Genomic DNA, 26067 nt, shown 5'->3' with positions numbered 1-26067 from the left:
CTTGCGATAACGGGGGTTTATAATGGTAATCTGACTACTACACATAGAACAGATACCTAAAGATGACTACCGCCGAGAGTAACTGTTTTTGTTGAAGGACGAGGCTTTCCGCGACGGCCGCCGCGACGGCGAGACCTTTTCACGAAGGCAATCGGTACGAAGGCAATCAAACATTTTTCCCCAGAGATGCAGGATAGAACAGGAGATAAGGACGCGACCGATAGGCCACTCGGGACCATCGAACAATTCCTGTTCGACACGGGAACAGAAATTAACTTCATAAAACTTGAAGGATTCATAAATCCGCAGAAGATCGGCGTAAGGTTTCTCCTTGAGAAGGAAGACCCAACAAACGGTATCACCAGAGAATTCATAGTGATCGCAATGGTGGTAAAGGTTCCAGACGCAGGTATAAACTGGCCAAACGTCGGGGTCGAAAGCGGACGAATCGGGTTGAATAGATCTGTTGGACATACGGAAGCGGTTTGAACGTTACGAGAACGAATAATATAATCGACACGAACAGTGTCAATGTGAATACCAGAACGCTGAACACGAGCGGAGGCAGAACACGACGTAGTGAAAAACGCCGTAAAAGCGGCAACAATAGCCGCAACCAAAGTCCAGAATTTTTTAGACTTCAATAATGCTTTAAATTTTTCCATTGTACATAATGTTACTATTAATGAATTTAACAAATGTATCAATGTTCCGATTATGAACCACTTATTAAAGCTCTGAACTATTATTTAACATAATAGTAATATTAATTCAAATCTGATCCCAGCACGTTGTGTGCCGAGATGTTCGCAAACAAAAAAGCACTCCGTTTTTGGGGTGCTTTTTTAGTCTTATTTCATATTGTTTGAGGCTGGCGGACGGTTTGTTTGTTTCCGGAGTGATCCACTTACGCTTACGCTCAGGTTCCGCGTTTACGGATGCAAACTCAAGTCCGGACGGATCTGAAAATTCCGCGCGGACAACAACGGTTTCGTTGTGGGCTTCGGCCTTGTATTATCATTAATTTTATCTTCCTGTACGTGCGATATTCGGGAATTTTTTCTCGGCGAGGAATTTTAGCGCTTTGTCGGGGTAAAACTCTCGAAGGTCATGTCGTCGTATAATACCACGATCCGCCGGACAGCCACATCCGTCCGGGTCCCGGGAAACGGAACAGCAGTTGTCGGAACCGAATTTTCGGGTATCGCCGAGGTTGCCTCCTTATGCGGAGCCTTGGTCGGCGAACTTCCGGATGCTCCGAATAATCCGTCAGTGATCGCCGGGCCGGCAGCCGCAGTTGGCGCAGGTTGCCTGGGAGTACCGTCTGTGTCGTCACGATACATTTTATCTGAGTCGAGCAGCAGCCAGTCGGGATTGAGCCGGGGAAACCTCCGGAGAATCTTTTGTAGCATGTCGAAGCTCGGTTTGTTTCGTTCGGCGAGAATATGAGAGATTCCCGCCGGTTTGATTCCGAGCAGCTCGGCGAGTTGGCTGGGCTTCAAACCTTCACTTTTCATCAAATCGAGCATTTTTTCCTTCATCGACGTAATTTTTTACAAATATAAAGTTTTTTCTTTTGTAAAACAAGCAGAATCTACATTTGTAAAATGTTAATAAGTGTGGATAAAGTTTACAAGTGTAAATAAAACAATATGGTTAAATATGACCCTAATCAATCTATTGAAGTATTATTTTATATAATAATACTTAAGTAGCTGGTTTTTCTTTGTTTATTATGTGATATGATGCCAAATTACGGTATATACGCACTAACGATCCATAACCTTGCTGTTAGGTGTTGCGTAGCTTTAATTAAACTATATAAATAACTGGTAATTAATATATATATCGCACTATGTTTAATGTTTTAACCCGTACGATATATCCCTTTTAGGAAGGTTTACAAGAGTTTTGCAGACTTCTTCCAAATGTAACTATTAACAGATGTTGTACGATCATATGATTTACAAATGTAATCAATGCAGAGATTTGAGCAGGGAAGTGTCATTTACATTTGTAAATACGCTACCCTATTCTGTAAAATTTGAGGTATTTTTGGAGTATTTCCGAATCCTTATCTAACAAATTATTAACATCTAAGGATTTCGGATATATTATGTTAAATAAAAAAGAGCCGGATAGTGTTTATAACTCACTATCCGGCTTAAATTCAGACTGTTATATATTTGTTAACAATCTCTTATTTCGAGAGTTTATCGGCGATTTCGCGGAACTCTTCCGGCGTTAATTTAAGCTTTTCGCGGTGGAAATCCACGTCATTTTCGCTTTGAATGGGGATTAAATGGATGTGTGCGTGGGGTACTTCGAGCCCTAAAACGACCACTGCGACCCTTGCGCACGCTATTTCCCGCTTGATTTTACCTGCAACCTCTTTGGCGAAGACCATCATGCCCGCCAATGTCCGATCGTCGAGGTCGAAAATGTAGTCTACCTCTTTTTTGGGGACGACCAGCGTGTGGCCTTTCGTGAGCGGATTGATGTCGAGAAATGCGTAGTAGTCCTCATTTTCGGCTACTTTGTACGACGGGATCTCCCCCGCAATGATACGTGAAAAAATAGTTGCCATATTACTTGATTTTAAAGTTATCGTGATTCTTCCGTGTCGTAGCCCGTCGTTTCGGCGTTTTTTTTGCCTGCGGCGATTCGTTTACTGCGGATAAGTTCCCGTATGGCCATGCCCGCGTTGATGACGATCATCATCAGAAGCAGGCTGTCCGAAAATGTAAACTTGCTGCCCGGTTCCGAAAAAAGCAGGATAATCGCCCATACCGCGAACAGCACTCCACAGATCCAAAGTACCCGGTATTGCATCTTGGCCGTTTCTACGGCTTTCCGCCGTCGGTATTCCTCCAGCCATTTCTCTTCTTGGGGTGTCATATCGTTGCTGTTTATTGAGATTTTTCTGCTATGGAAAGAGTGTGTGGCTGCTAAATGTCGCCCCACGGCTTTTTTTTCGAGAGGATGCGCCTGTTATTGACAATGCCGAGAAGGATGCTGATGAGGGAGAGGGCGATCCCCAGCGCTCCAAACCAGTCCGCTCGGGAGATGACATCGGTACAGAATAAGTAAATTCCCCATCCGATACTTGCGGCGATAGCGCATCCGAGCAGGATGTATTGCAGTTTCAGATTGCGTTTCGCCTTGTCCGGATCATAAGCACTTGCCCGCCAGCGTAATTCCTCGGGTGTCATGGCTGCATATTAAAGATGTTCCTCGAACTTGGGCTTCAGTATCTCCGAGTAAATCACTGCCTGCCGGAGGTTGAATTCTTCGACCAGGCCTGTTGCCGCCGTTTCCGGCGCGTTGTTCGTCAGGGAATGGGCTGCAATTTCGTCCGTTTCTGCGTTGTGCTTGGACAGATCGGTGGCCTGATGCCGGAAATGCTTGGAATCGGCGGCTTTCAGCTCTGTATATTCGGGTATATACTCCTGGGCGGGAATCTCCTCCAGGCTTTGGCATTCGTCCGGAAAAGCGGGCGTAACGGGCTGCAATTCCGGGCGGAGCGCCGGTCTCGGAGCCGATTCGGGCGTCTGGGTCGCGGACGAAGGCCAGGCTTCGCCGTGCTGGGGGGCGTGACCGCCCTTTCCGCGGGCTTTGCGCGATTGCGATACGACGTTGAATATCATCGCGCCTACGATGATTACGATCCATATGACAGATGCAAAATCCTCCATAACCGTTTAGCTTAATGTTCGTTTGACACTCTCTATACCCTTTATTTTGCGTACCTTGTCCATTACGGCATGCAGGCCTTCGGCGTCTTTTACGTAGAGACTTATGCTGCCTTCGAAGATGCCGTCGTGGCTGTGGATGTTCACTTCGCGGATGTTGATGTTGAAATCGGCGCTTACGAGCTTTGCCAGGTCCAACAGGATACCCTGCCGGTCGATGCCGCGCAACTCCATGGTTACCAGGTAGGACATCGCCTTGTGCTGCGACCATTTGATCTCCTCCTTGACAATGTTGCGGCCGAACTGTGTTGCAAGGCGGTTGAGTTCGTCGCACGTTGCCTTGTGGACGATGATGTTCCCGCTTGCAGGGTCGCGATACCCTACCACTTTATCGCCCGGAATGGGTTTGCAGCACTCTGCGATCTCGAATTGAGGATCTGCGGCCGGAGCCTCTTCCGCCGGGGCGATTTCGCCCGGAATGGGCATGTCGTCCGCCTCTTCCTCCTCCTTTTTGGGAATGAAGAGGGTCCAGAACTTGAGTATCTTGCTCTTGGAGTTGACTTTGAGGGCTTTGTCCAGGTTGTCGAGCGAGACGATTCCCGCGCCGATTTTGCTGTATAACTCCTCCTTGTTTTTGCTGTCGTAAATAGGGGTGATCTTGCGCAGAACGCGGCCGCTGAGCTTGACATTCAGCGACTTCATCTTCTCGTCCAGCATCTGCATACCCCGCTCGATGTTATTCTGCCGCTCGCGTTTCAGAAAACTCTTGATCGACTGCTTGGCCTTCGCCGTGGTCGCTATTTCGAGCCATTCGGGCTTGGGCCGGGCGTTGTCGGCCGTGATGATCTCGATTTGGTCGCCGCTGTTGATCTGTGTGGTGATCGGTTCGAGTTTGTGGTTGATCTTAGCGCTGATGGCGCTGTTGCCGATCTTCGAGTGGATGTCGTATGCAAAGTCGAGGGCGGTGGCTCCGAACGGCATTTTCCGGGCTTCGCCCTTCGGTGTAAACACCACTATTTCCGATGTATACAGCGATAACTTAAAGTTGTCCAGGAAGTCCACGGCATTCTCCGTCGGGCTGTTCAGCGCCGCGCGGATTTGTTTCAGCCACTTGTCGAATTCGTCTTCGTCCTGCGAAATGGTCGCATGCTTGTATTTCCAGTGGGCGGCGAATCCGCGTTCGGCGATGTCCTCCATGCGCTGCGTGCGAATCTGCACCTCGACCCATACCCCGTCGGGACCCATTACGGTCGAATGCAGCGCCTCGTAGCCATTGGCCTTGGGCATCGAAATCCAATCCCGCAACCGGTCGGGCTTGGGGGTGTAAATATCGGTGATCGTGGAGTAAATCTGCCAGCATTGGGTCTTTTCCGAGGGAAAAGGCAGCGACTTGAAAACAATGCGGATGGCGAACAGGTCGTAAATTTCCTCGAAGGTAATCTGTTTGCGCTGCATCTTGCTCCAGATCGAGTAGACGCTTTTCACGCGTCCCGAAATCTCGTAATTAATATTGTCGCGGTTGAGCGCCGCGATGATCGGGGCATTGAATTTGTCGATGAACTCCCGGCGTGAAGCCTCGCTTTCGCGCAGTTTCTGCGTGATTTCGGCGTACTGCTGCGGAAAACGGTACTTCATACAGAGGTCCTCCAGTTCGCTTTTGATCGAGTAGAGGCCCAGCCGGTAAGCCAGCGGTGCGAAGAGGTAGATTGTCTCGCCTGTGATCTTGATCTGCTTGTTCATGGGCATCGCCCCCAGCGTGCGCATGTTGTGCAGTCGGTCGGCGATCTTTATCAGGATAACCCGCACGTCGTCGGAGAGCGTGAGGAGTACCTTGCGGAAATATTCGGCCTGCTCGGAGGTGTCGGCGTTGAATACGCCCGACATCTTCGTCAGTCCGTCGACCATCGAGGCGATTTTGGGGCCGAAGATGCGTTCCATGTCCTCCACGGAATACTCTGTATCCTCCACAACGTCGTGCAGCAGCGCTGCTACGACCGATTTCACGCCCAGTCCGATCTCCTCGATGACGATCTTGGCTACTGCAATAGGATGCAGGAGGTATGGCTCGCCGGAGCGGCGCCTTACCCCCTCATGTGCCTCCTTGGCCAGGAAAAATGCGCGTTTGATAAAGTTCCAGTCCTCGTCGTTCTTGCAAATCTTGGTGCACGACAGCAGGAGGTCCTCCCATTTTTCCTTTATAAGTACTTCATCCTCGGCAGTATACCCCATACGTTACTCCTTTTTGTTCTTCATGGCCTCGCGGACCTTCGCTTCGATCTCGTTGCGCAGTTCCTCGTCGGTTTTCAGCAGCTCCTTGACCGCGTCGCGGCCCTGTCCGATCTTGCGGTCGCCGTAGGAGAACCACGAACCGGCCTTCTTGACAACGCCGTAGTCGACGCCCAGGTCGACGATTTCGCCGATCTTCGAAATGCCTTCGCCGAACATGATGTCGAACTCCGCGCGTTTGAACGGGGGCGCCACCTTGTTCTTCACCACTTTAACCTTGGTGCGGGTTCCCAGCTGGTCCTCGCCGTCCTTGATGACCGACATGCGGCGGATATCGATACGCACCGAGGCGTAGAATTTCAGTGCGTTACCGCCCGTCGTGGTCTCGGGATTACCGTAAACGACGCCGATCTTGTCGCGCAGCTGGTTGATGAAGATGCAGACGGTCTTGGTCTTCGAAATGCTCGACGTGAGTTTACGCAGCGCCTGCGACATCAGTCGCGCCTGGAGGCCCATTTTCGAGTCGCCCATCTCGCCTTCGATCTCGGCCTTCGGCGTCAGCGCCGCTACGGAGTCGATGACGATGATGTCGATGGCGCTCGAGCGGATCAGCGAATCGGCGATTTCGAGCGCCTGCTCGCCGTTGTCGGGCTGCGAAATCAGCAGGTTGTCGACATCTACGCCGAGTTTTTGGGCGTAGAAACTGTCGAAAGCGTGCTCGGCGTCGATGAAAGCCGCGATGCCGCCGGCCTTCTGTGCTTCGGCGATGGCGTGGATTGCCAGCGTGGTCTTACCCGACGACTCGGGGCCGTAAATCTCCACGACGCGGCCTTTGGGGTAGCCGCCTACCCCGAGCGCCATGTCGAGCGTGATCGAACCCGTCGGAATGACCGGGATGTCGTTCACCTCGGTGCTGTTCATGCGCATGATCGAGCCTTTGCCGAAGTCCTTCTCTATTTTCTGCATTACTGCGTCCAAGACTTTGAGTTTGTCCGCATTTACCTGTGCTTTTTCTGCCATATTGCGTTTTGTTGTTTGCTATTTATAGGAATCGATAATTTGCTGGTAGTGGTTCTTGGTGTCCACCTTGGTGAAAATCTTCTCGATGCGGCCTTCGGCGTCGATCACGAACGTCGTGCGCAGCACGCCCATGTATTTACGTCCGTACATCGACTTCTCGGCCCACACGCCGTATGCCTCACAAACCGAGTGGTCGGTGTCGGAGAGCAGCGTGAAATTCAGCTCGTGTTTGTCGCAGAAGCTGCGGTGCGACTTCTCGCTGTCGGGGCTTACGCCGATGATCCTGAATCCCATCTGCGCCAGCTCGGCCTTGCCGTCGCGCAGGCTTTTGGCTTCGAGCGTACAACCCGAAGTGTTGTCCTTTGGGTAGAAGTAAAGTATCGTACGCTGTCCGCGAAGGTCGGCAAGCGTCAGTGCTTCACCGTCTTGGGTCGTGGACTTGAAATCGGGGGCCATCTCCCCCACCTGTAACTGTGTCATAGCGTTTTCGGGAAAAGGAATTATTTTTCAAAGATATGAAATTTCCGGCGATTTCCACGCTTTCGCGGCGACTTTTTTGCGGCCTAATCCCACTGGTAGGTCACTTCGATCTGCGCGTTGAATTCCTCCTGTGTGGTGTTGAGCCGGTGCAGGCAGGCCGGACACCGGATGGCTGTCTCGGTCTCGACGTATTCGCCGCATCCGACGCACATCGGCAGCAGGCCGTACCCCGGCTGCATGGAGTGCTCGAACTGCGCTCCGCAGTGCTTGCACTTGATTTTGTAAGCTGTTCCCATTGTCGTTTTGTTTTTGGTTCACGTTACAAAGGAACGGCTTATTTGTGTCAACTTGTGACACAGTTAAAAAAATGTGTGAAATCGACAATCTGAACGCATCGCCTTGCCCGAATGGACCGAAGGTTTTTGGGTTGTAGTCGTTTTTGGGGAACAATCCCTGCCATCGGCAAGACGGCAGGGATCGGATTTTTCAGAGTGTTTTGATCATTTCGAACTGTTTTCCCCGGACGGGAATGTTCCGGTTTTCGAGCAAGCGGGTGATCGCCTCGCAGCCGGTATCCGTATTGACAACCTTCAGGATACCGTTTCGGCTCAGTCCGGCCATTTCCCGGAGCAGGGCCGATCCGATACCCTGTCTTCTCCGCCTTCTGTCTACTCCGATCTGGGTAACATCCCCCGAGCCGGGTTCGAAAACGCAGTACCCTGCCAGCGTATCCCCGTCGAATACTCCGAGGCTGACTAGGTCGCCCGATGCCCTTTCGACGGATTCGGGGCTGTTTTGCCACGAGGGCCGGAAATCCCAGAATCCGGGAATCGTGTCGTGTTCGGCGATGTCGATCCGGCGGACGGAGTACGGGAAATCCGAAACCTTTGCCGGAAGGTCGATTCGGGCCGTTTCCTGTGAAAAATAATTGAATTCGCGCGTGACCTCGAATCCGAGTTTCCGGTAGACCGAAACGGCTTTTGCGTTGTGCTGGAGAACCTCCAGCAGGTATCGGCCGATACCTGCCTTCTTCAGATAAGGGATCGAGTGTTCGAAAATCCGCGTAGCGAGACCCTGCCCCCGGTAGGCTTCGAGTGTCCCGGTTCCCGTGTCGTAAGCCGTCGGAACACCGTCGTAATTTCCGATGCCGTTCAGCGTGAAGGCTGTGATCTGCTCCCCTTCGAACGCCGCGAACGACAGTTCCGGCACAAAACCGCGCCGCCGCAGCATTTTCTGGAGTTGCGGCCCGTCGATCCGGACTTCGTAGTCGGCAAAAGCTTTCGCGAAAGCGTCGTATAGCGTTTCGAAGCCGATACCGGCCAGGGATTTTAATTCCATCGGCTGTTTAATGATGGTGTTCGGCCTCCATGGCCTCCTGCTGGGTTTTGTGGACCGTGCCGTGGGGATGTTCCGCCGGAGCGTATATCGAATAGATTTTCAGCGGTTTGTCGCCTTTGTTGACAATGTTGTGCCACTTTCCGGCCGGAACCATGATAGCGAAATCGTCCGATACTTCCCGCACGAAGTCGAGGTTGTCCTCGCTGTCGCCCATCATCACCTGGCCCGTGCCTTCCTCCACGCGCAGGAACTGGTCGATGTCGTGGTGCTGCTCCAGGCCTACGTCGCCGCCCGCGGGAATTGACATCAGCGTTACCTGCAGGTTGCCGCCCGTCCACAGCGCAGTCCGGAAATTTTCGTTCGAGAGCGTGTAAGTCTCGATATTCAGCACCGTGGGCTCGGCTCCGTAATCTTTCAGGGAGACGGGTTCGGATGCGGTTTTTTCAGGTGGCGCAGGCGCCTGCCGGCAGCAGGATGCGGCCGCGAATGTCAGGCACAGTACGCCGGCGGTCAGTAAGTGGTTTTGTTTCATATCGCTTGCATTTAATTGTTGTGTGTGTCTAAATATAGTAAAAAATTTACGCTTTCGGGGTGTTTACCGCAATATATTCGCGGATGTAGTTCTTCAGTTCCGGGGAATCGACGATGCGGATGTCGTCCAGCAGTCCCATGACGAAGCGTCCTACCCCGGCCATCCCGGCTACCTCCGTGTCGAGCGACCAGCGTCCCCGGCCCAACGGTTTGAGGTCCCGTTCGGCCAGCGGATACTCCTCGCACAGCAAGTTGTAAGCCAGTATTCCCAGCTCCAGCCGCACACGATGGCGCGCCCCGCCGTGCATGCGGAAGGCGTCGATGAATCCCTCGCGATGCTCCCCGTCGTGCTCCCACGCTGTTCCGGCCAGTTCTACGGACCCGATGCGCGAGGTTTTGAAGAGTTTGTTGCTGCAATCCTCCAGGTCGTAGCACCATACCTGTACATAGTTGGTCGTGAAGGCGAAAGGCTCTACGATACGGTCGCGGACCTCCCCGCCGTGCGCCGACTGATAGCCGTGCAGTACCGCCTGGCGCCGCTCTTCGATGGCTTCGATCAACCGCCGGATGTTCGGGGCATTCTTGCCCCGCACGACCGTGTCGGCCAGCGTCTTGTTGTCGTAGACCGAGTAGAGTTTGCGCTTGAGGTTCTGTTTGAGCATGTTGGTGTCGTCGATGTTCTCGATGGCGTTTTTCAGGATCACGGCCTCCTCCTCGGTGAAGTGTACCAACTGCGAGATGTCGCGGAAGTGCGGCGACTCCTTGTCGAGACGAATGCAGTCGCCCGATTTCTTGATGACGAACCCCGCTTCGCGGAAGGTGTCGATATACCGGTACACCGTTCGGCGCGACATGTCGAGCCGTTCGGCCAGTTGGTCGACGTTGTAGGTGGTGTTTGCCGTCAGCAGTTTCATCAGCCGCAGCAGGCGTTCGAGTTTGGGTTGGTCCATGTATCTTATGTTCAGTGATTTCAAGGCTGTTCCGGCCGGGATTTCCGGTGCGCATGGGCCGTTCCGCAGGCGGCGCAGCATCCCGTGTGGACGCAGATCGTGCCGCCGCACGAGGGGCAGCTCCATTTTGCCCGTTCGCGCTCCAGGAATGCGGCCATTCCCTCTTTGCGGATGAACGCCAGGTTATCCATCGGCGATTCGCTCAGCGGATAATCGTTCATATAGCGGTTTTCCCGCTCCGTCGTTTCGGTGCAGGGATATTGCGGACACTCGTCGCAGAAGCCGCCGGGCAGCGTTTTGCGGACTGCGCAGGTCGCGATCCTGCATCGCGAGGAACAAAATTCCGGTTTCGTGTCGTCGGGACCCCAGCATCCGGTGCAGGGGTTCTCTTCGCGCAGCGCCCCGATGCAAACGCTGCAATCGAGGCCGCACGGGGCGATCATTTTTGCGTGAAAATCCATTCGATTCCTGTTTTGGGGGCCGGAACGACCGGCGCCGGCCTTACAAAGATACGAAAAACCGGGTACGGAGCAAAACCGGATTGCAGCCGGCTCCGGATAACGAACCGGTTTCCAAAAGTGTGTTACGATACCGGATATACAAAAAAGTCGTGACAAAATCTGTCACGACCCTCTGTTTGCATCGGCGGTATGTGTACCCTATTGGGCGAGCACTTTCTTTTCGATCTCCTCGACCTGGCGGCGGAATGCCTTGTCGGTCTCGATGAGGTTCGACACGGCCTTGCACGAGTGGAGCACCGTGGCGTGGTTGCGGCCGCCGATCGCCGATCCGATCGTCGTGAGCGGCGCTTTGGTGTGCTGCTTGGCCAGATACATGGCGATCTGCCGGGCCTGGGCGATTTCGCGCGTACGCTCCGTAGAGTTGAAGCGTGCGAAGTCCAGATTGAGGTATTCGCATACGACCTCGATGATGTGGTCGATGGTGATCTCCTTCTGGTAGAGTTTCACGTATACCTTCAGGATCTCCTTGGCCAGCGACGTGGTGATCTTGCGTCCGAGGAACGAGGCGTTCGCCACCAGCGACGAGAGCGCTCCTTCGATTTCACGTACGTTCGCCGAGATGTTGTCCGCGAGGTACGCCACCACGTCGTCCGTGATCTGCGCTCCGAGTTTCTGCGCCTTGGCGCGGATGATCTTGAGCTTCGTGTCGTAGTCCGGTGTGTTGAGCTGGGCCGACAACCCCCACTTGAAGCGGGTCAGCAGCCGCTGCTCGATGTCCTTCAACTCCACGGGCGGTTTGTCCGACGTGAGGATCAACTGCTTGCCTGCGAGCTGCAGGTGGTTGAAGATATTGAAGAAGGCGTTCTGCGTGCCCGTCTTTCCGGTCAACTCCTGGATGTCGTCGATAATCAGCACGTCGATCATCTGGTAGAAATGGATGAAGTCGGGAATCTCGCCGTTCTTGTAGGCTGTCTGGAACTGCGCCTGGAACTTGTTCATCGAGACGTAGAGCACCTGCAACTCCGGATGGCGCTGGCGCACCTCGTGGCCGATCGACTGCACGATGTGGGTTTTGCCCAGCCCCGAATCTCCATATATATACAGGGGATTGAAGGGGTTGTTGCCCGGATTTACCGCGACGGACATACCCGCCGAGCGGGCCAGTCGGTTGCACTCGCCCTCGATGAAGGTCGCGAACGTGAGGTTCGGATTCAGCTGCGGGTCGATAATTATCTTCTTGAGCCCCGGAATTACGAAGGGATTCTTTATATTTGCAGTGTTGGTCTGCGTATTGAAGCGCGAGATGGCCGTCGTGTCCGAATCGGCCGCCACGGGGACCGCCGCCGGAGCCGTCGTGCGGGGCACGGCGTAGTGGAGACGGGTTTGCTGTCCGTAGAGCTGCGAAATGATCGGCTTGAGGAACGGGATGTAGTTCTTCTCGATCTGGCGGACGTAACTTTCGTTGGGAACCCTCAGACGAAGCGTCGTGCCGTCGAATTCGAGCGGAACGATGGGCTGAAACCACTTCTCGAACTCCTCGGCGGAGGTCCGGGCCTTGATCTGGTCCAAGCAGTTTTGCCACATATCGCTATATGTCCGTGTGTTGTTTAACATGATAAGGGTTGCACTATTTTTGATGTGACAAAGTTGTGAATAATTTTGCAAAAAGATTTTGGTTTTTATGTTGCAAATATCCTTTTTTTATATATAGAAAAACAACGGTTTCCGATGTCTCAATTTTAACTCCTTGATAGTGAATAATCGATTTTTATTTCGTACATTTGCATATAAAATTTTTGGGACACCCGAAGTCAAACTATAAATAAAACTAATAAAACTTATGGCAAACGAACTGGAACAATTGGTTCTCAAGAAAGCGCAGAGCTGGCTGGACGGCCACTATGACGAAGCGACGAAAAAGCAGGTTAAATACCTGATGGATAACGATATGAAAGAGCTTGTGGAGAGTTTCTACAAAGATCTCGAATTCGGTACGGGCGGCCTGCGCGGCATCATGGGCGTGGGTTCCAACCGTATGAACGTCTACACCGTGGGTGCTGCTACGCAGGGGCTTTCGAACTACCTCAAGAAGAACTTCGCAGGCGAACAGGTGCGTGTGGCCGTGGCCCACGACAGCCGCAATAATTCACGCATGTTTGCCGAGCGCGTGGCCGACATTTTCGCCTCGAACGGCTTCACCGTTTTCCTCTTCGACACACTGCGTCCGACGCCTGAACTGAGCTTCGCGATCCGCGAGTTGAAATGCCATTCGGGCGTGGTCGTTACGGCCTCGCACAACCCCAAGGAGTACAACGGTTACAAGGCCTACTGGACCGACGGTTCGCAGGTTACCGAGCCCCACGACAAGAATATCATCGCCGAAGTTGCGAAGATTACCGACGTGAACATGATCCTCACGGGGAAGAATCCGGAAAACATCACCATCCTGGACGAGAAGTTCGACGAAATTTATTTAAATAAGGTGCACGAACTCTCGCTTTCGCCCGAAAGCGTGAAGAAGCACCACGACATGAAGATCGTCTATTCGCCGATGCACGGCGCAGGCGTCCGCCTAGTTCCGGAGTCGCTGAAGAAATTCGGCTTTACGAACGTGATCATGGTGAAGGAGCAGGCTGTCATCGACGGCAACTTCCCCACCGTCGAGTCTCCCAATCCCGAGGAGCGCAAGACCATGTCGATGGCCATCGACCTCGCCGCGAAGGAGGGGGCCGACCTGGTGCTGGCTACGGACCCCGACTCGGACCGTATCGGCGTTGCGCTGCGCAACAAGAAGGGCGAGTACGTGCTGCTCAACGGTAACCAGACGCTCGTGCTGCTGCTGAGCTACCAGTTGACCCGCTGGGCCGAGCGCGGCGAGCTGGACGGTAACCAGTATGTCGTGAAAACCATCGTAACGTCGCAGATGGCCAATGCCGTGGCCGACTACTTCAAGGTGAAGTGCTACGACTGCCTCACGGGCTTCAAGTATATCGCCAAGATCATCCGCGAGAACGAAGGCAAAGCTAAATATATCGGCGGCGGCGAAGAGTCGTTCGGCTACCTTGCCGGCGACTACGTGCGCGACAAGGATGCCGTGTCGGCCTGCTCGCTGGCTGCCGAGGCTGCCGCATGGGCTATGGATACGATGGGCCTGACGCTCTACGAGTGGTTGCAGGAACTCTACGTGAAGTACGGTTTCTACCGCGAAGGCCTGGTTTCGGTGGTCCGTAAGGGCAAGGAGGGCGCTGAACTGATCCAAAAGATGATGGTCGATTTCCGCCAGAACCCGCCCAAGACGATCCTGGGATCGCCTGTGGTGAAGATCAACGACTTCCAGTCGCTCGAAACGCTCGATGTGAAAACCGGTGCGAAGACCGCGATCGAACAGGACAGCAGCAACGTGCTGCAATGGTTCACCGAGGACGGCACGACGGTTTCGGTGCGTCCGTCGGGCACGGAGCCCAAGATCAAGTTCTACTTCGGCGTCAAGGAGCCGCTGGCTTCGGTTGCCGACTTCGACGAAGTTCTCGCCGAGCTCGACGCCAAGATCGAAGGCATCAAGAGAGACCTCAAACTGGAGTAGACTCCCCCGCTACCCTGTTAATGAGAAATATCCCGGAACTTTTAGTTCCGGGATATTTCGTTTATTGCGGCCCTTCTCCTTGCGGTTACAGCTTCGGATTGCTGTGGTGGCGTTCCTTGTCGCGGGCTGTTTTCTTGGCGAAGTTGGCTTCGAGGGCTGCCGTCAGGTCGACGCCCGTCTGGTTGGCGAGGCACACCAATACCCACAGCACGTCGGCCATTTCGTCGGCGAGATTCTCCTTCTCGCCTGCCTTGAACGACTGGTCGCCGTATTTGCGGGCCATCACGCGGGCTAACTCCCCCACCTCTTCGGTCAATACGGCCATGTTGGTCAGTTCCGAGAAATAGCGTACGCCGTACTCCTTGATCCAGGCGTCTACGCGTTCCTGTAATTCTTTGATTTCCATACTATCGGATGCGGATTAGGTTAAGTCCGTCGCGCAGCGGGAGGATGACGTTCACGACGCGCGGATCGTCGGTTACCAGGCGGTTGAATTCGATAAGCGCCTGTGTGTGGCGGTCGTTGTGCGCCACGGGCTGCACGACCTTTCCCGACCAGAGGATGTTGTCGGCGATCAGTACCGAGCCGCTGTGAACCAACGGCTTGCCGTTGTCGTCACCCATCAGCATCCGGTAGTAAGCCGGGTATTCGCGCTTGTCGCCGTCGATGAACACGAGGTCGAACTCCCCGCCCAGCTTTGGGGCGATTTCCAGCGCAGAACCGATGTGCAGGCGGATTTTATGTCCGTGTTCACTGCGGTCGAAATACGACCGGATAAACTCTTCCAGCTCGTCGTCCACCTCGACGGTGTGCAGTTCGGCTCCGTCCTCCAGTCCTGCGGCCATCGAAAGTGCCGAGTAGCCCGTGAAAGTCCCGATTTCGAGCACCCGCCGCGGCCGGAGCATTCGCACGAGCATCTCCAGCAGGCGGCCCTGGATGTGCCCCGAGATCATCCGCGGTGCAATGGCCCGCAGGTTGGTCTCGCGGTCGAGTTCGTGGAGCAGCGCTTCCTCGGGTTCCGAGAGATCGTGAATATATCGTTCGAGCGGGTCCATTATTCCCTGTAAAATCCGTGTTTGTTGAATTCGTACGACGCGGTGACCGCCTCCGGGGTGTCGGCTTCGAGCCACAGCAGGCACTCGCGTGTAAACTCGAGGTAGCCCGTGCCGTTGGCCGTCACGATATTCCCGTCGCGTACCGCCTGCCGCTCCTCGTAGAGGTCTCCGCCTGTGTACTTCGCGCCGCCCCATTCCCGGAGCAGTTCGAGCGTGTTCCCGGTGTGTTTCACGTTGTTCAGGAACCCGTGCGCCGCCAAAAATGCCGAAGCGTTGCAGATGGCCCCCACGAGGATTCCCCGCGAGAGTGCTTCCCGCACCAGCGGGACAATCGTTTCGGCCTGGGGCGTATTCCAACTCATGCCGCCGATGAGGACCAGGGCCGCACACGCTGCCGGCAGTTCTGCCGTGCCGCGGTCGGGCGTCACCGTCATGCCGCCGATCGAGCGGACCTCGCGGCCCCCGGGAGCGGCGTATTCGACCTCGTAGCTTCCCGGGCGCCCCGGCATGACGCCTGCCCGGAGGGCCGATGCGAGGAATGCTCCTTCCCAGTCTGCGAAATCGTCGAGTAAAACGAACAGTACCTTTTTCATATCATTTGTATATCAGCCGTGACATATTTGCAAAGACCTCCTCCGCCACTTCCGTCAACTGTGTTGCCGTCAGGGCGCGGACCTTGGCGTAAACCTGCTCCATCGTGTCGATGCCGTCGTGGGTCAGCAGGCTTTTGCCTGCCCCGAGCATGTAACTTTCGTTGCTTTCGCTCGATATGGCCAGTTGGGCGATGAACTGCTTCTTGGCCATCGACAGTTGGCGTGCCGTCAGCGGCGTCGTCCGCAGTTTGCGCAACTGCTCTTCGATCAGCGAGATGCACTGTTCTGCATTGCTGTGGTCCGAGCTGAAATAGATAGCTACGACGCCTGTGTCGCCATAGGGCGTATAGGAAGCCTCGATGTTGTACGAAAGCCCGTTTTTCTCGCGCACCACGACGTTCAGCAGCGAGTTGGCGCACGGTCCCCCGAGGATGTTTACCACGAGTGCCAGCGGCAGCCGCCGCTCCTCGCCGATGCCGAAGGCCCGGTTGCCAATGATGCAGTGGGTCTGGTGGGTATGCTTCGTGACCGTCTTTTCGAAAGCCGTGTACGGTGCGGGCGCTGCCCTTTCGAAACGGCGCTGCGAAGCGGGCTGACCGGCAAAATAGCGTGTGGCGATTGCCTCCGCAGTCTTGGCCGAAAAGTTGCCGATCGACGAGAAAACCATCCTGTCCGTGGTGTGCGTGCGGGCCGTGAAGGCGCGGATTGCATCGCCGTCGTAGCGCATCAGCGCCGCTTTGCGGCCCAGGATGTTGTGTCCCAACTCCGAACCGTCGAACAGCATGTCCTCGAACGTGTCGTAAATCAGGTCGGCGGGCGAATCCTTGTAGGTGTTTATCTCGTCGACGATCACCTCCTTTTCGCGTTCCAGTTCCCGGTCGGGGAAGGTCGAGCGGAAGGCGATGTCGGCGATCAGCTCCGCGGCTTTCGCAAAATCGCCTTTCAGCGTTGTGGCGTGGATCGTCGTATCTTCCTTGGTCGTGAATGCGTTGAGCTCCCCGCCGAGGTTTTCCAGCCGGCAGTTCACCTGCCACGCTTTCCGGCGCTCTGTGCCCTTGAAGAAGGCATGCTCTGCGAAATGCGCCAGCCCGTACTGGTCGGGGTGTTCGTCGCGGCTTCCGGCGTCGATCACCAGCGCGCAGTGCGCTACGGTGTTGCGCACCTGGCGGTGGATACCGCGGATGCCGTTGGGAAGAGTATAGGTTTGGAATTCCATTCAATTAAAATTAAAGATTAAAAATGAAAAATTGGGCCGCGCGGCTATTCTTGCGCATGTGTACGGCAGTTCTTAATTTTTCAGTTTTCATTCTTAATTAGTTTGGAGCGCAGCTCCAAAAATTGCCCCGTATGGCTTTCGGGGCACTGTTCCAGTCCGCGCGGCGTGCCTTCGAATACGACCTGTCCGCCCGCCGTACCCGCTTCGGGTCCGAGGTCCACGACCCAGTCGGCGCATTTGATGATGTCCATGTTGTGCTCGACGATCACGATCGTGTGGCCGCGTTTGATCAGGGCGTTGAACGCTGCCAGCAGTTTCGAAATGTCGTGGAAATGCAGTCCCGTCGTCGGTTCGTCGAAAATGAACATGACACCGCCCTGCGCCGAGTCCTTCGTGAGGAACGAGGCGAGTTTCACACGCTGGCTCTCGCCGCCCGAAAGCGTCGACGACGACTGTCCCAGTTTGATGTAGCCCAGCCCCACGTCCTGCAACGGTTGCAGCCGTTCGACGATCCGTCGGCAGGTGGCGTTTTTCTTGCTGTCTTCGCCGAAAAAGGCGATGGCGTCGTCCACGGTCATCTCCAGCACGTCGTAGATCGACTTGTCGCGGTATTTCACTTCCAGTATTTCATCGCGGAAACGCCGCCCGCCGCACGCCTCGCAAACCAGTTCGACATCGGCCATGAACTGCATCGACACTTTGATCACGCCTTCGCCCTGGCACTCCTCGCAGCGCCCTCCGGCAATGTTGAACGAGAAGGCCGAAGCTCCCACGCCCGTATGCTGCGCATAGGGCTGGTCGGCGTAGAGTTTTCTAATTTCGTCGTATGCTTTTATGTAAGTCACCGGATTTGACCGCGACGACTTGCCGATGGGGTTCTGGTCGACCATCTCGACCGATTTCAGCATCTGGACATCGCCCGTCAGACCGTCGAAGTCGCCGGGTTTTACGCCTGTGTCGTAGAGCAGGCGCCGCAGCGCCGGGTAGAGAATTCCTTTTGCCAGCGACGATTTTCCCGAGCCGCTGACGCCCGTGATGCAGGTCATCACCGCCAGCGGAATCCGTACGTCGATGTTGCGGAGGTTGTTCTCGCGTGCGCCTTTGACGGTTATCGAGTTGCTCCACCCGCGGGCAGTCGTGGGGACGGCTATTTCGCGCCGGCCCGTGAGGTAATCGGCCGTGAGGCTTTTCTTGTTTTTCAGCAGTTGGGGCAACGTCCCGCTGAAGACCACTTCGCCGCCGTTGTAACCCGCCTTGGGGCCGATGTCGACAATCCAGTCCGCGGCGCGGATCACCTCCTCTTCGTGCTCCACGACGATCACCGTGTTGCCCAGGTCGCGCAACTGTTTCAGTACGCCGATCAGGCGGTTCGTGTCGCGCGGATGCAGGCCTATGGATGGCTCGTCGAGGATGTAGAGCGAACCGGTGAGGTTGCTGCCCAGCGAGGTCGAGAGGTTGATGCGCTGACTTTCGCCGCCCGAGAGGGTCGACGACAACCGGTCGAGCGTCAGGTAACCCAGCCCCACGTCGGCGAGGTATTGCAGGCGGTTGCGAATCTCCACGAGGATGCGCGATGCGGTCTTCGTGTCGTGTTCGTCCAGTTCGATGGCATTGAAGAAAACGATCAGCTCGTCCACGGGCATCGTCACCAGGTCGGCGATCGTCTTGCCGCCGACACGTACATACTGTGCCTCTTTCCTGAGGCGCGAGCCGCCGCACTCGGGGCAGGTGGTCTTGCCCGTGTAGCGGGCCTTCATCACGCGGAACTGAATCTTGCGCCGCTCCGAGTCGATGTAGGCGAAGAACTCGTCGAGTCCGTGGAAATATTCGTTGCCGCGCCACAGCAGGCGTTTCTGCTCCTGCGTCAGTTCGTGGAACGGTGTGTGGATCGGAAAGTCGAATTTATAGGCGTTTTCGACGAGTTTTTGCTTCCATTTGCGCATCGTCTCGCCGCGCCAGCAGGCTATGGCGTCCTCGTAGATGGTCTTGCTCTTGTCGGGAATCACCAGGTCTTCGTCGATGCCGATCACTTTGCCGTAACCCTCGCACCGGGGACAGGCTCCCAGTGGGTTGTTGAAGCTGAAGAGGTGTTCCGAGGGGTGTTCGAACTCGATGCCGTCGGCCTCGAAGCGCGACGAGAACTCCCTTACGCCCTCGTCGGTCACGATCTCGCAGATGCCGTCGCCGTAGGAAAAGGCGCGGGCCACCGAGTCGCGGATGCGGGTCTGCGAGTCGTCGTCCGCGGCGACGCGCATGCGGTCGACTATGATCCGGATCTCGTCGGCCTTGGTGTCGGGGCCGATTCCGGGCAGTACGTCCTCGATCAGCCGCACTTCGCCGTTCGTGTAGACCCTCATCAGACCCTCCGAGAGCAGCAATGTCAGTTTTTCGATGATACCCTGCCCTTGACCGAGCACCAGCGGAGCCCCGATCGCCACCCGTTCTCCGTCGTGGCCGAGGACGTAGGCCGCCACGTCGTCCACGCTGAAACAGCGCACCTCCTGTCCCGAGACGGGCGAAAAGGTGTGTCCCGTGCGGGCGAACAGCAGTTTGAGGTAATCGTAAATTTCGGTCGTCGTCCCCACGGTCGAACGGGGATTGCGCGTGTTGACCTTCTGCTCGATGGCGATGGCCGGTGCGATGCCCGTGATGATGTCCACGTCGGGCTTGTTGATCTTCCCGAGGAACTGGCGGGCGTAGGCCGAGAGGCTCTCGACGTAGCGGCGTTGTCCTTCGGCGAAAATCGTGTCGAAGGCCAGCGTCGATTTGCCCGAACCCGAGAGGCCCGTTATGACGATGAGTTTGTTATGCGGAATTTCAACCTCGATGTTGCGGAGATTGTGGACCCGTGCTCCTTTTATATATATGGAGTTTTTGTGTTCTTCCATTTTCTATGCTTGCTGGACCGGTTTGCACGCAGGTGCAGCTCAATTTTCATTGCCTATGCTGCCGCCTGCTTTCGTTAATTTTTCAATGAGTGCCGCCGCGCGGCTTTCGCGGATCGTGAGGCGCATGGTGCAGAGGTTGTCGAAGGTCTGCTCCGCGATGCGCGGCTGCTCCTCCTTGACGACCCGCATGATGTCGTTCATCGCCACATAGGGGAAATCCACCCGGACCGTGCGGTCTACCGTCATTTCTACGATTTCGGCCGCTGCGATGGCCTCGGCCGCCGACTCCTTGTAGGCTGCGATCAGTCCCGGAACCCCCAGCTTCGTGCCGCCGAAGTAGCGGACCACGACCACGAGGCAGTCCGTGATGTCGTTCGAGAGCATCTGTCCCAGGATCGGCTTGCCGGCTGTCCCCGACGGTTCCCCGTCGTCGTTGGAGCGGAACGCTTCGCCGCGGGGGCCGAGCCGCCAGGCGTAACAGTGGTGTGTGGCGTCGTAATATTTTTTACGCAGCGCGTCGAGTCGCTCGCGAATCTCCTCCTCCGTCTGCACAGGGTAAATCCAGGAGAGGAACTTGCTGCTCCGCTCCCTGCAGGCGGCTTCGGCAGGAGCCGCGACGGTTCGGTAACTGTCGCCGGCCACGCCTATCGTACCTTTCTGAAGAGCCGCTCCCAGCGGATATTCGAGGGGAAACTCTTGTTCGCGTCGAGCGACAGCCAGACGAACGAGGCCTTGCCCACGATGTGGTCCTCGGGGACGAAGCCCCAGAAACGCGAGTCGGCCGAGTTGTGGCGGTTGTCACCCATCATCCAATAATAGTTCATGCCGAAGGTATACTCCGTGGCCTCTTTGCCGTCGATCAAGATTACGCCGTCGCGCTCTTCGAGCGTGTGGTTTTCATACGCTTCGATAATACGACGGTAGAGCGGCAGGTTTTCTGCGGTGAGCTGTACCGTATCGCCCTTTTTCGGAATCCAGATCGGACCGTAATTGTCCTGGCTCCAGCGGGGAGCGCCCCAATGCGGGAACACTTCGTCGTTGGGGGTATAGATGTAGCGGTTGACCGAAATGACGTTGCTGAGGCCCTTGACCTTCTCGGCGAGTTCATTCGTGAGGTTCATGTAGTAGCCCGAACCGTAACCGCTGTAATCCCGGATGCCGAGGTTGTCGATGGCATATTGCGTGAAGGGCGCCGAGGTCTGCACGACGTAGTTGAACTGTATGCCGGGGATCGGTTCCTGCGGTTCTCCGTTGACCCACACCTGTCCGTTGCGGACTTCGAGCGAATCGCCCGGAATCCCCACGCAACGTTTGATGTAGTTCTCGCGCTTATCCACAGGACGGCTGATTACCGTGTATTTTTCGTTGAGGCGTTTGCGCCCTTCCGTCTTGCCGAACGACTCCTCGAAACTGCGCAGCGTGTCGTAATAGGTCACATTCTGGTTTTCGAGCAGCACCGTGTCGCCCGCCGGAAAGTTGAAGACCACCACGTCGTTGCGGCGGATCGGCTTGAGGCCCTTGAGGCGGTGGTAAGGCCATTTGATCGCTTCGGAGAACGATTTTTTTGTCTGCGAGAAAGGCATCGTGTGGTGCACGAAGGGGAACGACAGCGGCGTGTTGGGCATCTGCGGTCCGTAAGTCACCTTGCTCACGTAGAGGTAGTCGCCGATCAGCAGCGTCCGTTCCATCGACGAGGTGGGGATAACGTACATCTGGAAGACGAAAATATGCACCAGCGTCGCCACGACCGTCGCGAAAATGATGGCGTTGACCCACTCGTATACCGTTTTATAGGTTTTGCTGCGCTGGCACATCTTCGCGTTGTGGCTCCACACGTAGCGGTAGAAGAACTTCGTGATGTAGAGGTCGAAGATGACCGGCAGTCCCAGCAGCATCCAGAGGTTTCCCGTCCAGACTACGAACCAGAGCGTATAAAGCAATGCTGCCAGCGAAAAGCCGACCCATTTGTTATGAAGTAAATCTTTGATCTTGCCCATTTTATATCGGTTATTTCAATTATTTCAGCAGGTCGTCCATCGAGTAGACTCCTTGTTTGCCGCAGAGGAATTCGGCAGCTACGACGGCCCCCATCGCCAGCGTGCGGCGGTTCTTGATCGTATGTTTCAGTTCCAGCACGTCGTCCTCCGATTCGTAGGTCACGGTATGAATACCCGGAACCGCGCCTTCGCGCACGGAACGGATTTCGATCCGGTCGGCAGGGGCTTCCCCGCTGCGTTCGATGCGGTTTGTGGCATGCTCGATGCCCGGAGCCAGGTTGACCCAGCCCTGCTTGCGGCCGAGGTTTTCGACGATGCCTTCGGCCAGCGTGATGGCCGTGCCGCTCGGAGCGTCCTTCTTCTGGGTGTGGTGCACCTCCTCGATGCGTACGTCGTAACCGCCCACGCGGTCGATCATCGCCGCCAGTTGCCGGTTGAGGCGGAACATCAGGTTGACCCCCAGGCAGTAGTTCGAAGCGTAAAACAGCGCTCCGCCCCGTTCGCTGCACAACTTCTGCAATTCTTTGAGGCGCTCGGTCCAGCCCGTCGTGCCGCTCACCACCGCCGTGCCGCATTCGATGCAGGTGCGGATGTTGCCGTATGCCGTCTCGGGCATCGTGAACTCCAGCGCCACGTCGATATCCGCCAGATGTGCGGCGTTGAGTTCGTGCGCGTTGTCCGTGTCGATAATCAGAGCCACTTCGTGCCCTCTTTCCTTGAGGATTCGTTCGATTTCACGGCCCATCTTGCCGTATCCTATGATTGCTGCTTTCATGGTTGTCTTGTTTTGAGCGTTCCGCAAAGATACGAATTTATTTGAAATCTAAACGCGGCGGCAGGTATTATAGTATACCCGAATCCGGAAAGATGCCGGGAAGTTATACCGGAGGAAATTTTTTGTATATTTGTGAGCAGAAACCATTACCACATGCGCTATTTCCTCGAACTGAGATACGACGGTGCAGCCTATTGCGGCTGGCAGCGGCAGCCCGATCAGCCTTCGGTGCAGCAGACGCTCGAACGGGCGCTCGCTACCCTGCTGCGCGAACCGATCGAGGTCGTGGGAGCCGGGCGCACCGATACGGGCGTCAACGCATCTTATTATGTGGCGCATTTCGATACCGTAAAACCCGTTGCGGACCCCGTACAGACGGTTTACAAACTTAACTTCCTGCTTCCGGGGAGTATCGCCGTCGGCTCGGTGACACCTGTCGCGGACGAAGCCCATGCGCGTTTCAGCGCCCGTGAACGCGAGTACCGCTACTACATCGAACCGAGTAAGAATCCCTTTACGCGCGGTACGACCTGGCAATACTACGTGCCGCTCGATATAGTGCGTATGAACGAAGCAGCGGCCATGCTGCCCGGATTCGACGATTTCACCTCCTTCGCCAAGCTCAACTCCAACAACAAGACCAATATCTGCCATGTGAAGCAGGCCGCGTGGACGGTTGATAAACAGGGCGTCCTCTGTTTTACGATCCGTGCGGACCGGTTTTTGCGCAATATGGTACGGTCGCTGGTCGGTACGCTGGTCGACGTGGGCCGCGGACGTTATACGCCCGATGAGTTCCGTGCGATCGTCGAGAGCCGCGACTTGTCGCGGTCGAGTGGCGGAGCCCCGCCGCAGGGATTGTTCCTGAGCGACGTGGTCTACCCGGCGGACATATTCGAACCTCAATGTTTTTCTAAATACAAATTGTTATGATAGGAACGATTATTTGGCTGATCGGCCTCGTGTGCGCCATCTGGTGCGTGCTCGACATTTTCAAAAAGAACATCTCCACGGCCGGTAAGGTCATCACGTCTATCGTGGTGCTGCTTACCAGTTGGCTGGGACTTGCGGTCTACTACTTCTACGGCCGCGACCACTTGCAGGAGTGGTTCAAGTAGCAAAAAGAGGGGTTCAGATTTGTGAACCTCTCTTTTTTTGCCTACTTTTGAAAACCAATTCCCTGCTTATGAATAAATTGCTGTGGGTGCTGCTTTGCGTCGGCTGTACTGCCTCGGCATCCGCGTTTCCCAAAGACCGGTTGATCGACTCGCTCGAAGGTGCATATGCCGTTGAGGACGATGCCCGAAAACGAGTGGATATCCTGCTGAATCTCAAAGATCTTACCGATTCCTCCGGGGATGAAATGTTCTATACGCGCAGGTTGTTTTCGGAGTCTCGTGCTGTTGGCGATCCTTTCGCCGCCGGAGCCTCGCTCGGTTCGCTGGCCTCCTACTACATTGCCCGCCCCGAGGCGGCCGATTCGCTCGAAATCGTGCTCCGGGAGGTGGAGCCGCTGCTGGAAGGCAGCAGTATGGAGGGACTTCCGGCCTATTACCGCATGGTGGATGTCGCACGCCGGATTCAGGTCGCCGGAACGGAGGAGGCCGTGCGGCTCAGCCAGAATTACGTCGATTCGATCCGTTCTTGTCCGCCGCGGACGATCTATGAGGAGGCTTCGCAGCTTTTCCTGAAAGGTATCGCCGCCTATAAACTGGGCTCGGCCGAGGGTAAGATGCACATGGAGCGCGGACTCCCCTACTGGGTCGACGAAATGGCTCTGCTGCCGAAGATGAAGCCCACGGCGCGCCGGAATTTCCATGCCAACCTCATTACCTGTCTGATTTCGGTTTATGGTTCGAAGGGGGACCGTGACGCACTGGTGCGTACTGCCGACGATTACCTGGCGATGCTCGACAGTTATTACCTCGATCCGGAGGTCGCGCGGCGCCGTCCTTACATTCCCAAGGAGATGTCCTACCTGACATGCTACTATGCGATGTGTACTTCGCCGCTGATCGAACGCCGGCAGGCGCAGGTCTATTACGACCGTTACCGCCGTTTCGTGGAGGATTCGCAGTCGGAGGACAATATGCTGCTCGACAAATACTGGTTCTACCTGATCAGTGTTTCCTACTACGAACATTGGGGCGATTACGACAAGGCGATGAGTTACAACGACTCGCTGATCCTGATTTCGCGTCCCAACGGCCTGTCGGCCCAGTTGGCGGATATGTATGTCCGGCGGGCGCAGTTTTACGAGCGCATGGGGCACTACGAGGAGGCATGCCGGGCATACAGCGATGTGATCGGCGTGCGCGACTCCCTCTCTTCACAGCAATATGCCCAGCGTGTCGGCGAACTCGAGGTCCGGTACGGGCTGGACAAGGCCGAGCGCGACCGGGCGCTGCTGCTGGCCCAGAAACGCCGTAACATGCTGTGGTTCATTGCCGTCATTCTTGTATTCGCCATCATAGCCGTCGTTTACCTGTGGCGTAACCTATCCCATATCAAACATTTGCAGAACAAACTCCGCATCGAGTCGCACCGTGCGCTGGAGAGCGACCGCCTCAAACGCGACTTTATGGGCTCGATGAGCCACGAAATACGCACGCCGCTGAACGCCATCAACGGCTTTGCCGAACTGATCGCCGAGGGCGGCCTTTCGAAGGAGGAGAGCTCCGAGTTCGCGCAGATCATCCGCGACAATACCCAACTGTTCACCGCGCTGATCAACGACATGCTCGAAGTCTCGCAGTTGGATAATACCCTGGAGGAGTTGCCCCGGACTCCGATGGATATTTGCCAGATTATCCGCACCGAAGTCGAACGCCTTCCCCAGAAGGAAGGCGTCGAATACCGGACGGATTTCGCAGAACCGGAGATTGTCGTTCCGCTCCACCGCGGTTATGTGACGGAACTGATCCGTGAACTGCTCAAAAACGCCGTGAAATTTACCCCGGCGGGATCGGTGACAATCGCGTGCAGCCGCGTCGAAAACGGCATGCTGGCTATCTCGGTGACCGATACCGGCTGCGGTATCGGCGCGGCTGATGCAGAAAAGGTCTTCGAACGCTTCTACAAAGCCGATCCTTTCGCGCAGGGTCTCGGACTGGGACTGAGCCTCTGCCGGCTGATCGCCGAAAAGTCGGGCGGGAAAATACGTCTCGACACCTCTTATACCCGGGGAGCCCGCTTCGTTGTGGTACTGGCCGTGTAAAAGGAACCATATAAATGAAGAGGTCCCGGAATATTCCGGGACCTC

The 26067-nt window shown here is 55.7% G+C and carries 27 protein-coding genes; 5 read left to right on the top strand and 22 right to left on the bottom strand.

All coding sequences use genetic code 11. From position 1 onward, the window contains the following. Positions 1-186 precede the first annotated feature (186 nt). Positions 187-489 carry an SPX domain-containing protein gene (locus KG007_RS00590; protein ID WP_213346850.1) on the top strand — a complete coding sequence of 101 codons (303 nt, stop codon included), beginning with the start codon at positions 187-189 and terminating at the stop codon, positions 487-489. Positions 490-1076: 587 nt separating this feature from the next. Here KG007_RS00590 and KG007_RS00585 read toward each other — a convergent pair. The 14 genes from KG007_RS00585 to dnaA form a co-directional block, all read right to left on the bottom strand. Continuing rightward, positions 1077-1541, bottom strand: a complete 465-nt coding sequence (locus KG007_RS00585; RefSeq protein WP_213346848.1) for a helix-turn-helix domain-containing protein — start codon at positions 1539-1541, stop codon at positions 1077-1079. Between the two features lie 659 nt (positions 1542-2200). Continuing rightward, positions 2201-2587: an HIT family protein gene (locus KG007_RS00580; protein ID WP_195460132.1), complete on the bottom strand. Its 387-nt coding sequence runs from the start codon at positions 2585-2587 to the stop codon at positions 2201-2203. Between the two features lie 17 nt (positions 2588-2604). Beyond that, complete coding sequence (locus KG007_RS00575) at positions 2605-2898, bottom strand: hypothetical protein (RefSeq protein ID WP_213346846.1); 294 nt, start codon at positions 2896-2898, stop codon at positions 2605-2607. A 50-nt stretch (positions 2899-2948) separates the two neighbouring features. Further along, entirely contained in the window at positions 2949-3212 is a 264-nt protein-coding gene (locus KG007_RS00570; RefSeq protein WP_195460137.1) for a hypothetical protein, read from the bottom strand. A 9-nt stretch (positions 3213-3221) separates the two neighbouring features. Then, on the bottom strand, positions 3222-3695 hold the full coding sequence (locus tag KG007_RS00565; protein ID WP_213346844.1) for a hypothetical protein: 474 nt from the start codon (positions 3693-3695) through the stop codon (positions 3222-3224). Positions 3696-3701: 6 nt separating this feature from the next. Further along, positions 3702-5921 carry a RelA/SpoT family protein gene (locus tag KG007_RS00560; RefSeq protein ID WP_195460141.1) on the bottom strand — a complete coding sequence of 740 codons (2220 nt, stop codon included), beginning with the start codon at positions 5919-5921 and terminating at the stop codon, positions 3702-3704. 3 nt (positions 5922-5924) lie between these two features. Beyond that, positions 5925-6938 carry a recombinase RecA gene (recA, locus tag KG007_RS00555; protein ID WP_213346842.1) on the bottom strand — a complete coding sequence of 338 codons (1014 nt, stop codon included), beginning with the start codon at positions 6936-6938 and terminating at the stop codon, positions 5925-5927. Positions 6939-6956: 18 nt separating this feature from the next. Then, positions 6957-7418: a thioredoxin-dependent thiol peroxidase gene (gene bcp, locus KG007_RS00550; protein WP_213346840.1), complete on the bottom strand. Its 462-nt coding sequence runs from the start codon at positions 7416-7418 to the stop codon at positions 6957-6959. Between the two features lie 83 nt (positions 7419-7501). Further along, positions 7502-7714, bottom strand: a complete 213-nt coding sequence (locus KG007_RS00545; protein ID WP_195460146.1) for a hypothetical protein — start codon at positions 7712-7714, stop codon at positions 7502-7504. Between the two features lie 190 nt (positions 7715-7904). Then, entirely contained in the window at positions 7905-8756 is an 852-nt protein-coding gene (locus tag KG007_RS00540) for a GNAT family N-acetyltransferase (RefSeq protein WP_213346838.1), read from the bottom strand. 7 nt (positions 8757-8763) lie between these two features. Continuing rightward, a complete protein-coding gene (locus tag KG007_RS00535; RefSeq protein ID WP_213346836.1) occupies positions 8764-9288 on the bottom strand; it encodes a cupin domain-containing protein in 525 nt (174 codons plus the stop codon). A gap of 46 nt (positions 9289-9334) precedes the next feature. Beyond that, complete coding sequence (locus KG007_RS00530) at positions 9335-10237, bottom strand: helix-turn-helix transcriptional regulator (RefSeq protein WP_195460152.1); 903 nt, start codon at positions 10235-10237, stop codon at positions 9335-9337. A gap of 20 nt (positions 10238-10257) precedes the next feature. Then, positions 10258-10698, bottom strand: coding sequence for a DUF3795 domain-containing protein (locus KG007_RS00525; protein WP_249413201.1), 441 nt, complete (start codon positions 10696-10698; stop codon positions 10258-10260). 198 nt (positions 10699-10896) lie between these two features. After that, positions 10897-12312: a chromosomal replication initiator protein DnaA gene (dnaA, locus tag KG007_RS00520; RefSeq protein WP_195460154.1), complete on the bottom strand. Its 1416-nt coding sequence runs from the start codon at positions 12310-12312 to the stop codon at positions 10897-10899. Between the two features lie 226 nt (positions 12313-12538). Here dnaA and KG007_RS00515 point away from each other — a divergent pair, with 226 nt between their 5' ends. After that, the gene (locus KG007_RS00515) at positions 12539-14281 is read left to right on the top strand and encodes a phospho-sugar mutase (protein WP_213346834.1); all 1743 of its coding nucleotides are present in this window, start codon (positions 12539-12541) and stop codon (positions 14279-14281) included. Positions 14282-14366: 85 nt separating this feature from the next. Here the strand turns inward: KG007_RS00515 and KG007_RS00510 are convergent, their stop codons facing one another. The 8 genes from KG007_RS00510 to dapB all read right to left on the bottom strand — a co-directional run bounded on the left by KG007_RS00510 (position 14367) and on the right by dapB (position 22805). Then, positions 14367-14687: a nucleotide pyrophosphohydrolase gene (locus KG007_RS00510; protein WP_195460163.1), complete on the bottom strand. Its 321-nt coding sequence runs from the start codon at positions 14685-14687 to the stop codon at positions 14367-14369. Position 14688: 1 nt separating this feature from the next. Next, complete coding sequence (locus tag KG007_RS00505) at positions 14689-15336, bottom strand: O-methyltransferase (protein WP_213346832.1); 648 nt, start codon at positions 15334-15336, stop codon at positions 14689-14691. Next, positions 15336-15929: a type 1 glutamine amidotransferase family protein gene (locus KG007_RS00500; RefSeq protein ID WP_213346830.1), complete on the bottom strand. Its 594-nt coding sequence runs from the start codon at positions 15927-15929 to the stop codon at positions 15336-15338. The genes KG007_RS00505 and KG007_RS00500 overlap by 1 nt, the downstream gene beginning before the upstream one ends. A gap of 1 nt (position 15930) precedes the next feature. Continuing rightward, positions 15931-17145 carry a M16 family metallopeptidase gene (locus KG007_RS00495; RefSeq protein WP_195460169.1) on the bottom strand — a complete coding sequence of 405 codons (1215 nt, stop codon included), beginning with the start codon at positions 17143-17145 and terminating at the stop codon, positions 15931-15933. Between the two features lie 80 nt (positions 17146-17225). Further along, the gene (uvrA, locus tag KG007_RS00490) at positions 17226-20033 is read right to left on the bottom strand and encodes an excinuclease ABC subunit UvrA (RefSeq protein WP_213346828.1); all 2808 of its coding nucleotides are present in this window, start codon (positions 20031-20033) and stop codon (positions 17226-17228) included. Between the two features lie 39 nt (positions 20034-20072). Next, positions 20073-20675 (bottom strand): IMPACT family protein, encoded by a 603-nt coding sequence (locus tag KG007_RS00485; protein WP_195460174.1) that lies wholly within the window; start codon positions 20673-20675, stop codon positions 20073-20075. A gap of 2 nt (positions 20676-20677) precedes the next feature. Continuing rightward, positions 20678-22030, bottom strand: a complete 1353-nt coding sequence (gene lepB / locus KG007_RS00480) for a signal peptidase I (protein ID WP_195460176.1) — start codon at positions 22028-22030, stop codon at positions 20678-20680. Positions 22031-22049: 19 nt separating this feature from the next. Next, the gene (gene dapB / locus KG007_RS00475) at positions 22050-22805 is read right to left on the bottom strand and encodes a 4-hydroxy-tetrahydrodipicolinate reductase (protein ID WP_195460178.1); all 756 of its coding nucleotides are present in this window, start codon (positions 22803-22805) and stop codon (positions 22050-22052) included. 153 nt (positions 22806-22958) lie between these two features. Between dapB and truA the strand changes: the two genes are divergently transcribed. From truA to KG007_RS00460, 3 genes are all read left to right on the top strand, one after another. Continuing rightward, positions 22959-23738: a tRNA pseudouridine(38-40) synthase TruA gene (truA, locus tag KG007_RS00470; protein ID WP_213347325.1), complete on the top strand. Its 780-nt coding sequence runs from the start codon at positions 22959-22961 to the stop codon at positions 23736-23738. Then, positions 23735-23923 carry a PLDc N-terminal domain-containing protein gene (locus KG007_RS00465; protein WP_195460180.1) on the top strand — a complete coding sequence of 63 codons (189 nt, stop codon included), beginning with the start codon at positions 23735-23737 and terminating at the stop codon, positions 23921-23923. The genes truA and KG007_RS00465 overlap by 4 nt, the downstream gene beginning before the upstream one ends. A 68-nt stretch (positions 23924-23991) precedes the next feature. Continuing rightward, the gene (locus KG007_RS00460; RefSeq protein WP_213346826.1) at positions 23992-26022 is read left to right on the top strand and encodes a sensor histidine kinase; all 2031 of its coding nucleotides are present in this window, start codon (positions 23992-23994) and stop codon (positions 26020-26022) included. Positions 26023-26067: the final 45 nt, after the last annotated feature.

Source organism: Alistipes montrealensis (assembly GCF_018362775.1).
In the GTDB taxonomy this organism is placed as follows: Bacteria; Bacteroidota; Bacteroidia; order Bacteroidales; family Rikenellaceae; genus Alistipes; species Alistipes montrealensis.
Note: the sequence above shows the minus strand (reverse complement) of the source record. Positions and strands in the feature narration are given on the sequence as shown.

Coding starts and splice junctions, on each gene's coding strand:
- KG007_RS00535 (WP_213346836.1), bottom strand. CDS start 9,288: ATGAAACAAAACCACTTACTGACCGCCGGCGTACTGTGCCTGACATTC.
- dapB (WP_195460178.1), bottom strand. CDS start 22,805: ATGAAAGCAGCAATCATAGGATACGGCAAGATGGGCCGTGAAATCGAA.
- dnaA (WP_195460154.1), bottom strand. CDS start 12,312: ATGTTAAACAACACACGGACATATAGCGATATGTGGCAAAACTGCTTG.
- KG007_RS00565 (WP_213346844.1), bottom strand. CDS start 3,695: ATGGAGGATTTTGCATCTGTCATATGGATCGTAATCATCGTAGGCGCG.
- KG007_RS00525 (WP_249413201.1), bottom strand. CDS start 10,698: ATGGATTTTCACGCAAAAATGATCGCCCCGTGCGGCCTCGATTGCAGC.
- KG007_RS00500 (WP_213346830.1), bottom strand. CDS start 15,929: ATGAAAAAGGTACTGTTCGTTTTACTCGACGATTTCGCAGACTGGGAA.
- KG007_RS00465 (WP_195460180.1), top strand. CDS start 23,735: ATGATAGGAACGATTATTTGGCTGATCGGCCTCGTGTGCGCCATCTGG.
- KG007_RS00580 (WP_195460132.1), bottom strand. CDS start 2,587: ATGGCAACTATTTTTTCACGTATCATTGCGGGGGAGATCCCGTCGTAC.
- KG007_RS00590 (WP_213346850.1), top strand. CDS start 187: ATGCAGGATAGAACAGGAGATAAGGACGCGACCGATAGGCCACTCGGG.
- KG007_RS00460 (WP_213346826.1), top strand. CDS start 23,992: ATGAATAAATTGCTGTGGGTGCTGCTTTGCGTCGGCTGTACTGCCTCG.
- KG007_RS00575 (WP_213346846.1), bottom strand. CDS start 2,898: ATGACACCCCAAGAAGAGAAATGGCTGGAGGAATACCGACGGCGGAAA.
- KG007_RS00495 (WP_195460169.1), bottom strand. CDS start 17,145: ATGGAATTCCAAACCTATACTCTTCCCAACGGCATCCGCGGTATCCAC.
- KG007_RS00505 (WP_213346832.1), bottom strand. CDS start 15,336: ATGGACCCGCTCGAACGATATATTCACGATCTCTCGGAACCCGAGGAA.
- recA (WP_213346842.1), bottom strand. CDS start 6,938: ATGGCAGAAAAAGCACAGGTAAATGCGGACAAACTCAAAGTCTTGGAC.
- KG007_RS00570 (WP_195460137.1), bottom strand. CDS start 3,212: ATGACACCCGAGGAATTACGCTGGCGGGCAAGTGCTTATGATCCGGAC.
- KG007_RS00510 (WP_195460163.1), bottom strand. CDS start 14,687: ATGGAAATCAAAGAATTACAGGAACGCGTAGACGCCTGGATCAAGGAG.
- KG007_RS00545 (WP_195460146.1), bottom strand. CDS start 7,714: ATGGGAACAGCTTACAAAATCAAGTGCAAGCACTGCGGAGCGCAGTTC.
- KG007_RS00530 (WP_195460152.1), bottom strand. CDS start 10,237: ATGGACCAACCCAAACTCGAACGCCTGCTGCGGCTGATGAAACTGCTG.
- KG007_RS00560 (WP_195460141.1), bottom strand. CDS start 5,921: ATGGGGTATACTGCCGAGGATGAAGTACTTATAAAGGAAAAATGGGAG.
- KG007_RS00515 (WP_213346834.1), top strand. CDS start 12,539: ATGGCAAACGAACTGGAACAATTGGTTCTCAAGAAAGCGCAGAGCTGG.
- uvrA (WP_213346828.1), bottom strand. CDS start 20,033: ATGGAAGAACACAAAAACTCCATATATATAAAAGGAGCACGGGTCCAC.
- KG007_RS00540 (WP_213346838.1), bottom strand. CDS start 8,756: ATGGAATTAAAATCCCTGGCCGGTATCGGCTTCGAAACGCTATACGAC.
- lepB (WP_195460176.1), bottom strand. CDS start 22,030: ATGGGCAAGATCAAAGATTTACTTCATAACAAATGGGTCGGCTTTTCG.
- KG007_RS00585 (WP_213346848.1), bottom strand. CDS start 1,541: ATGAAGGAAAAAATGCTCGATTTGATGAAAAGTGAAGGTTTGAAGCCC.
- truA (WP_213347325.1), top strand. CDS start 22,959: ATGCGCTATTTCCTCGAACTGAGATACGACGGTGCAGCCTATTGCGGC.
- bcp (WP_213346840.1), bottom strand. CDS start 7,418: ATGACACAGTTACAGGTGGGGGAGATGGCCCCCGATTTCAAGTCCACG.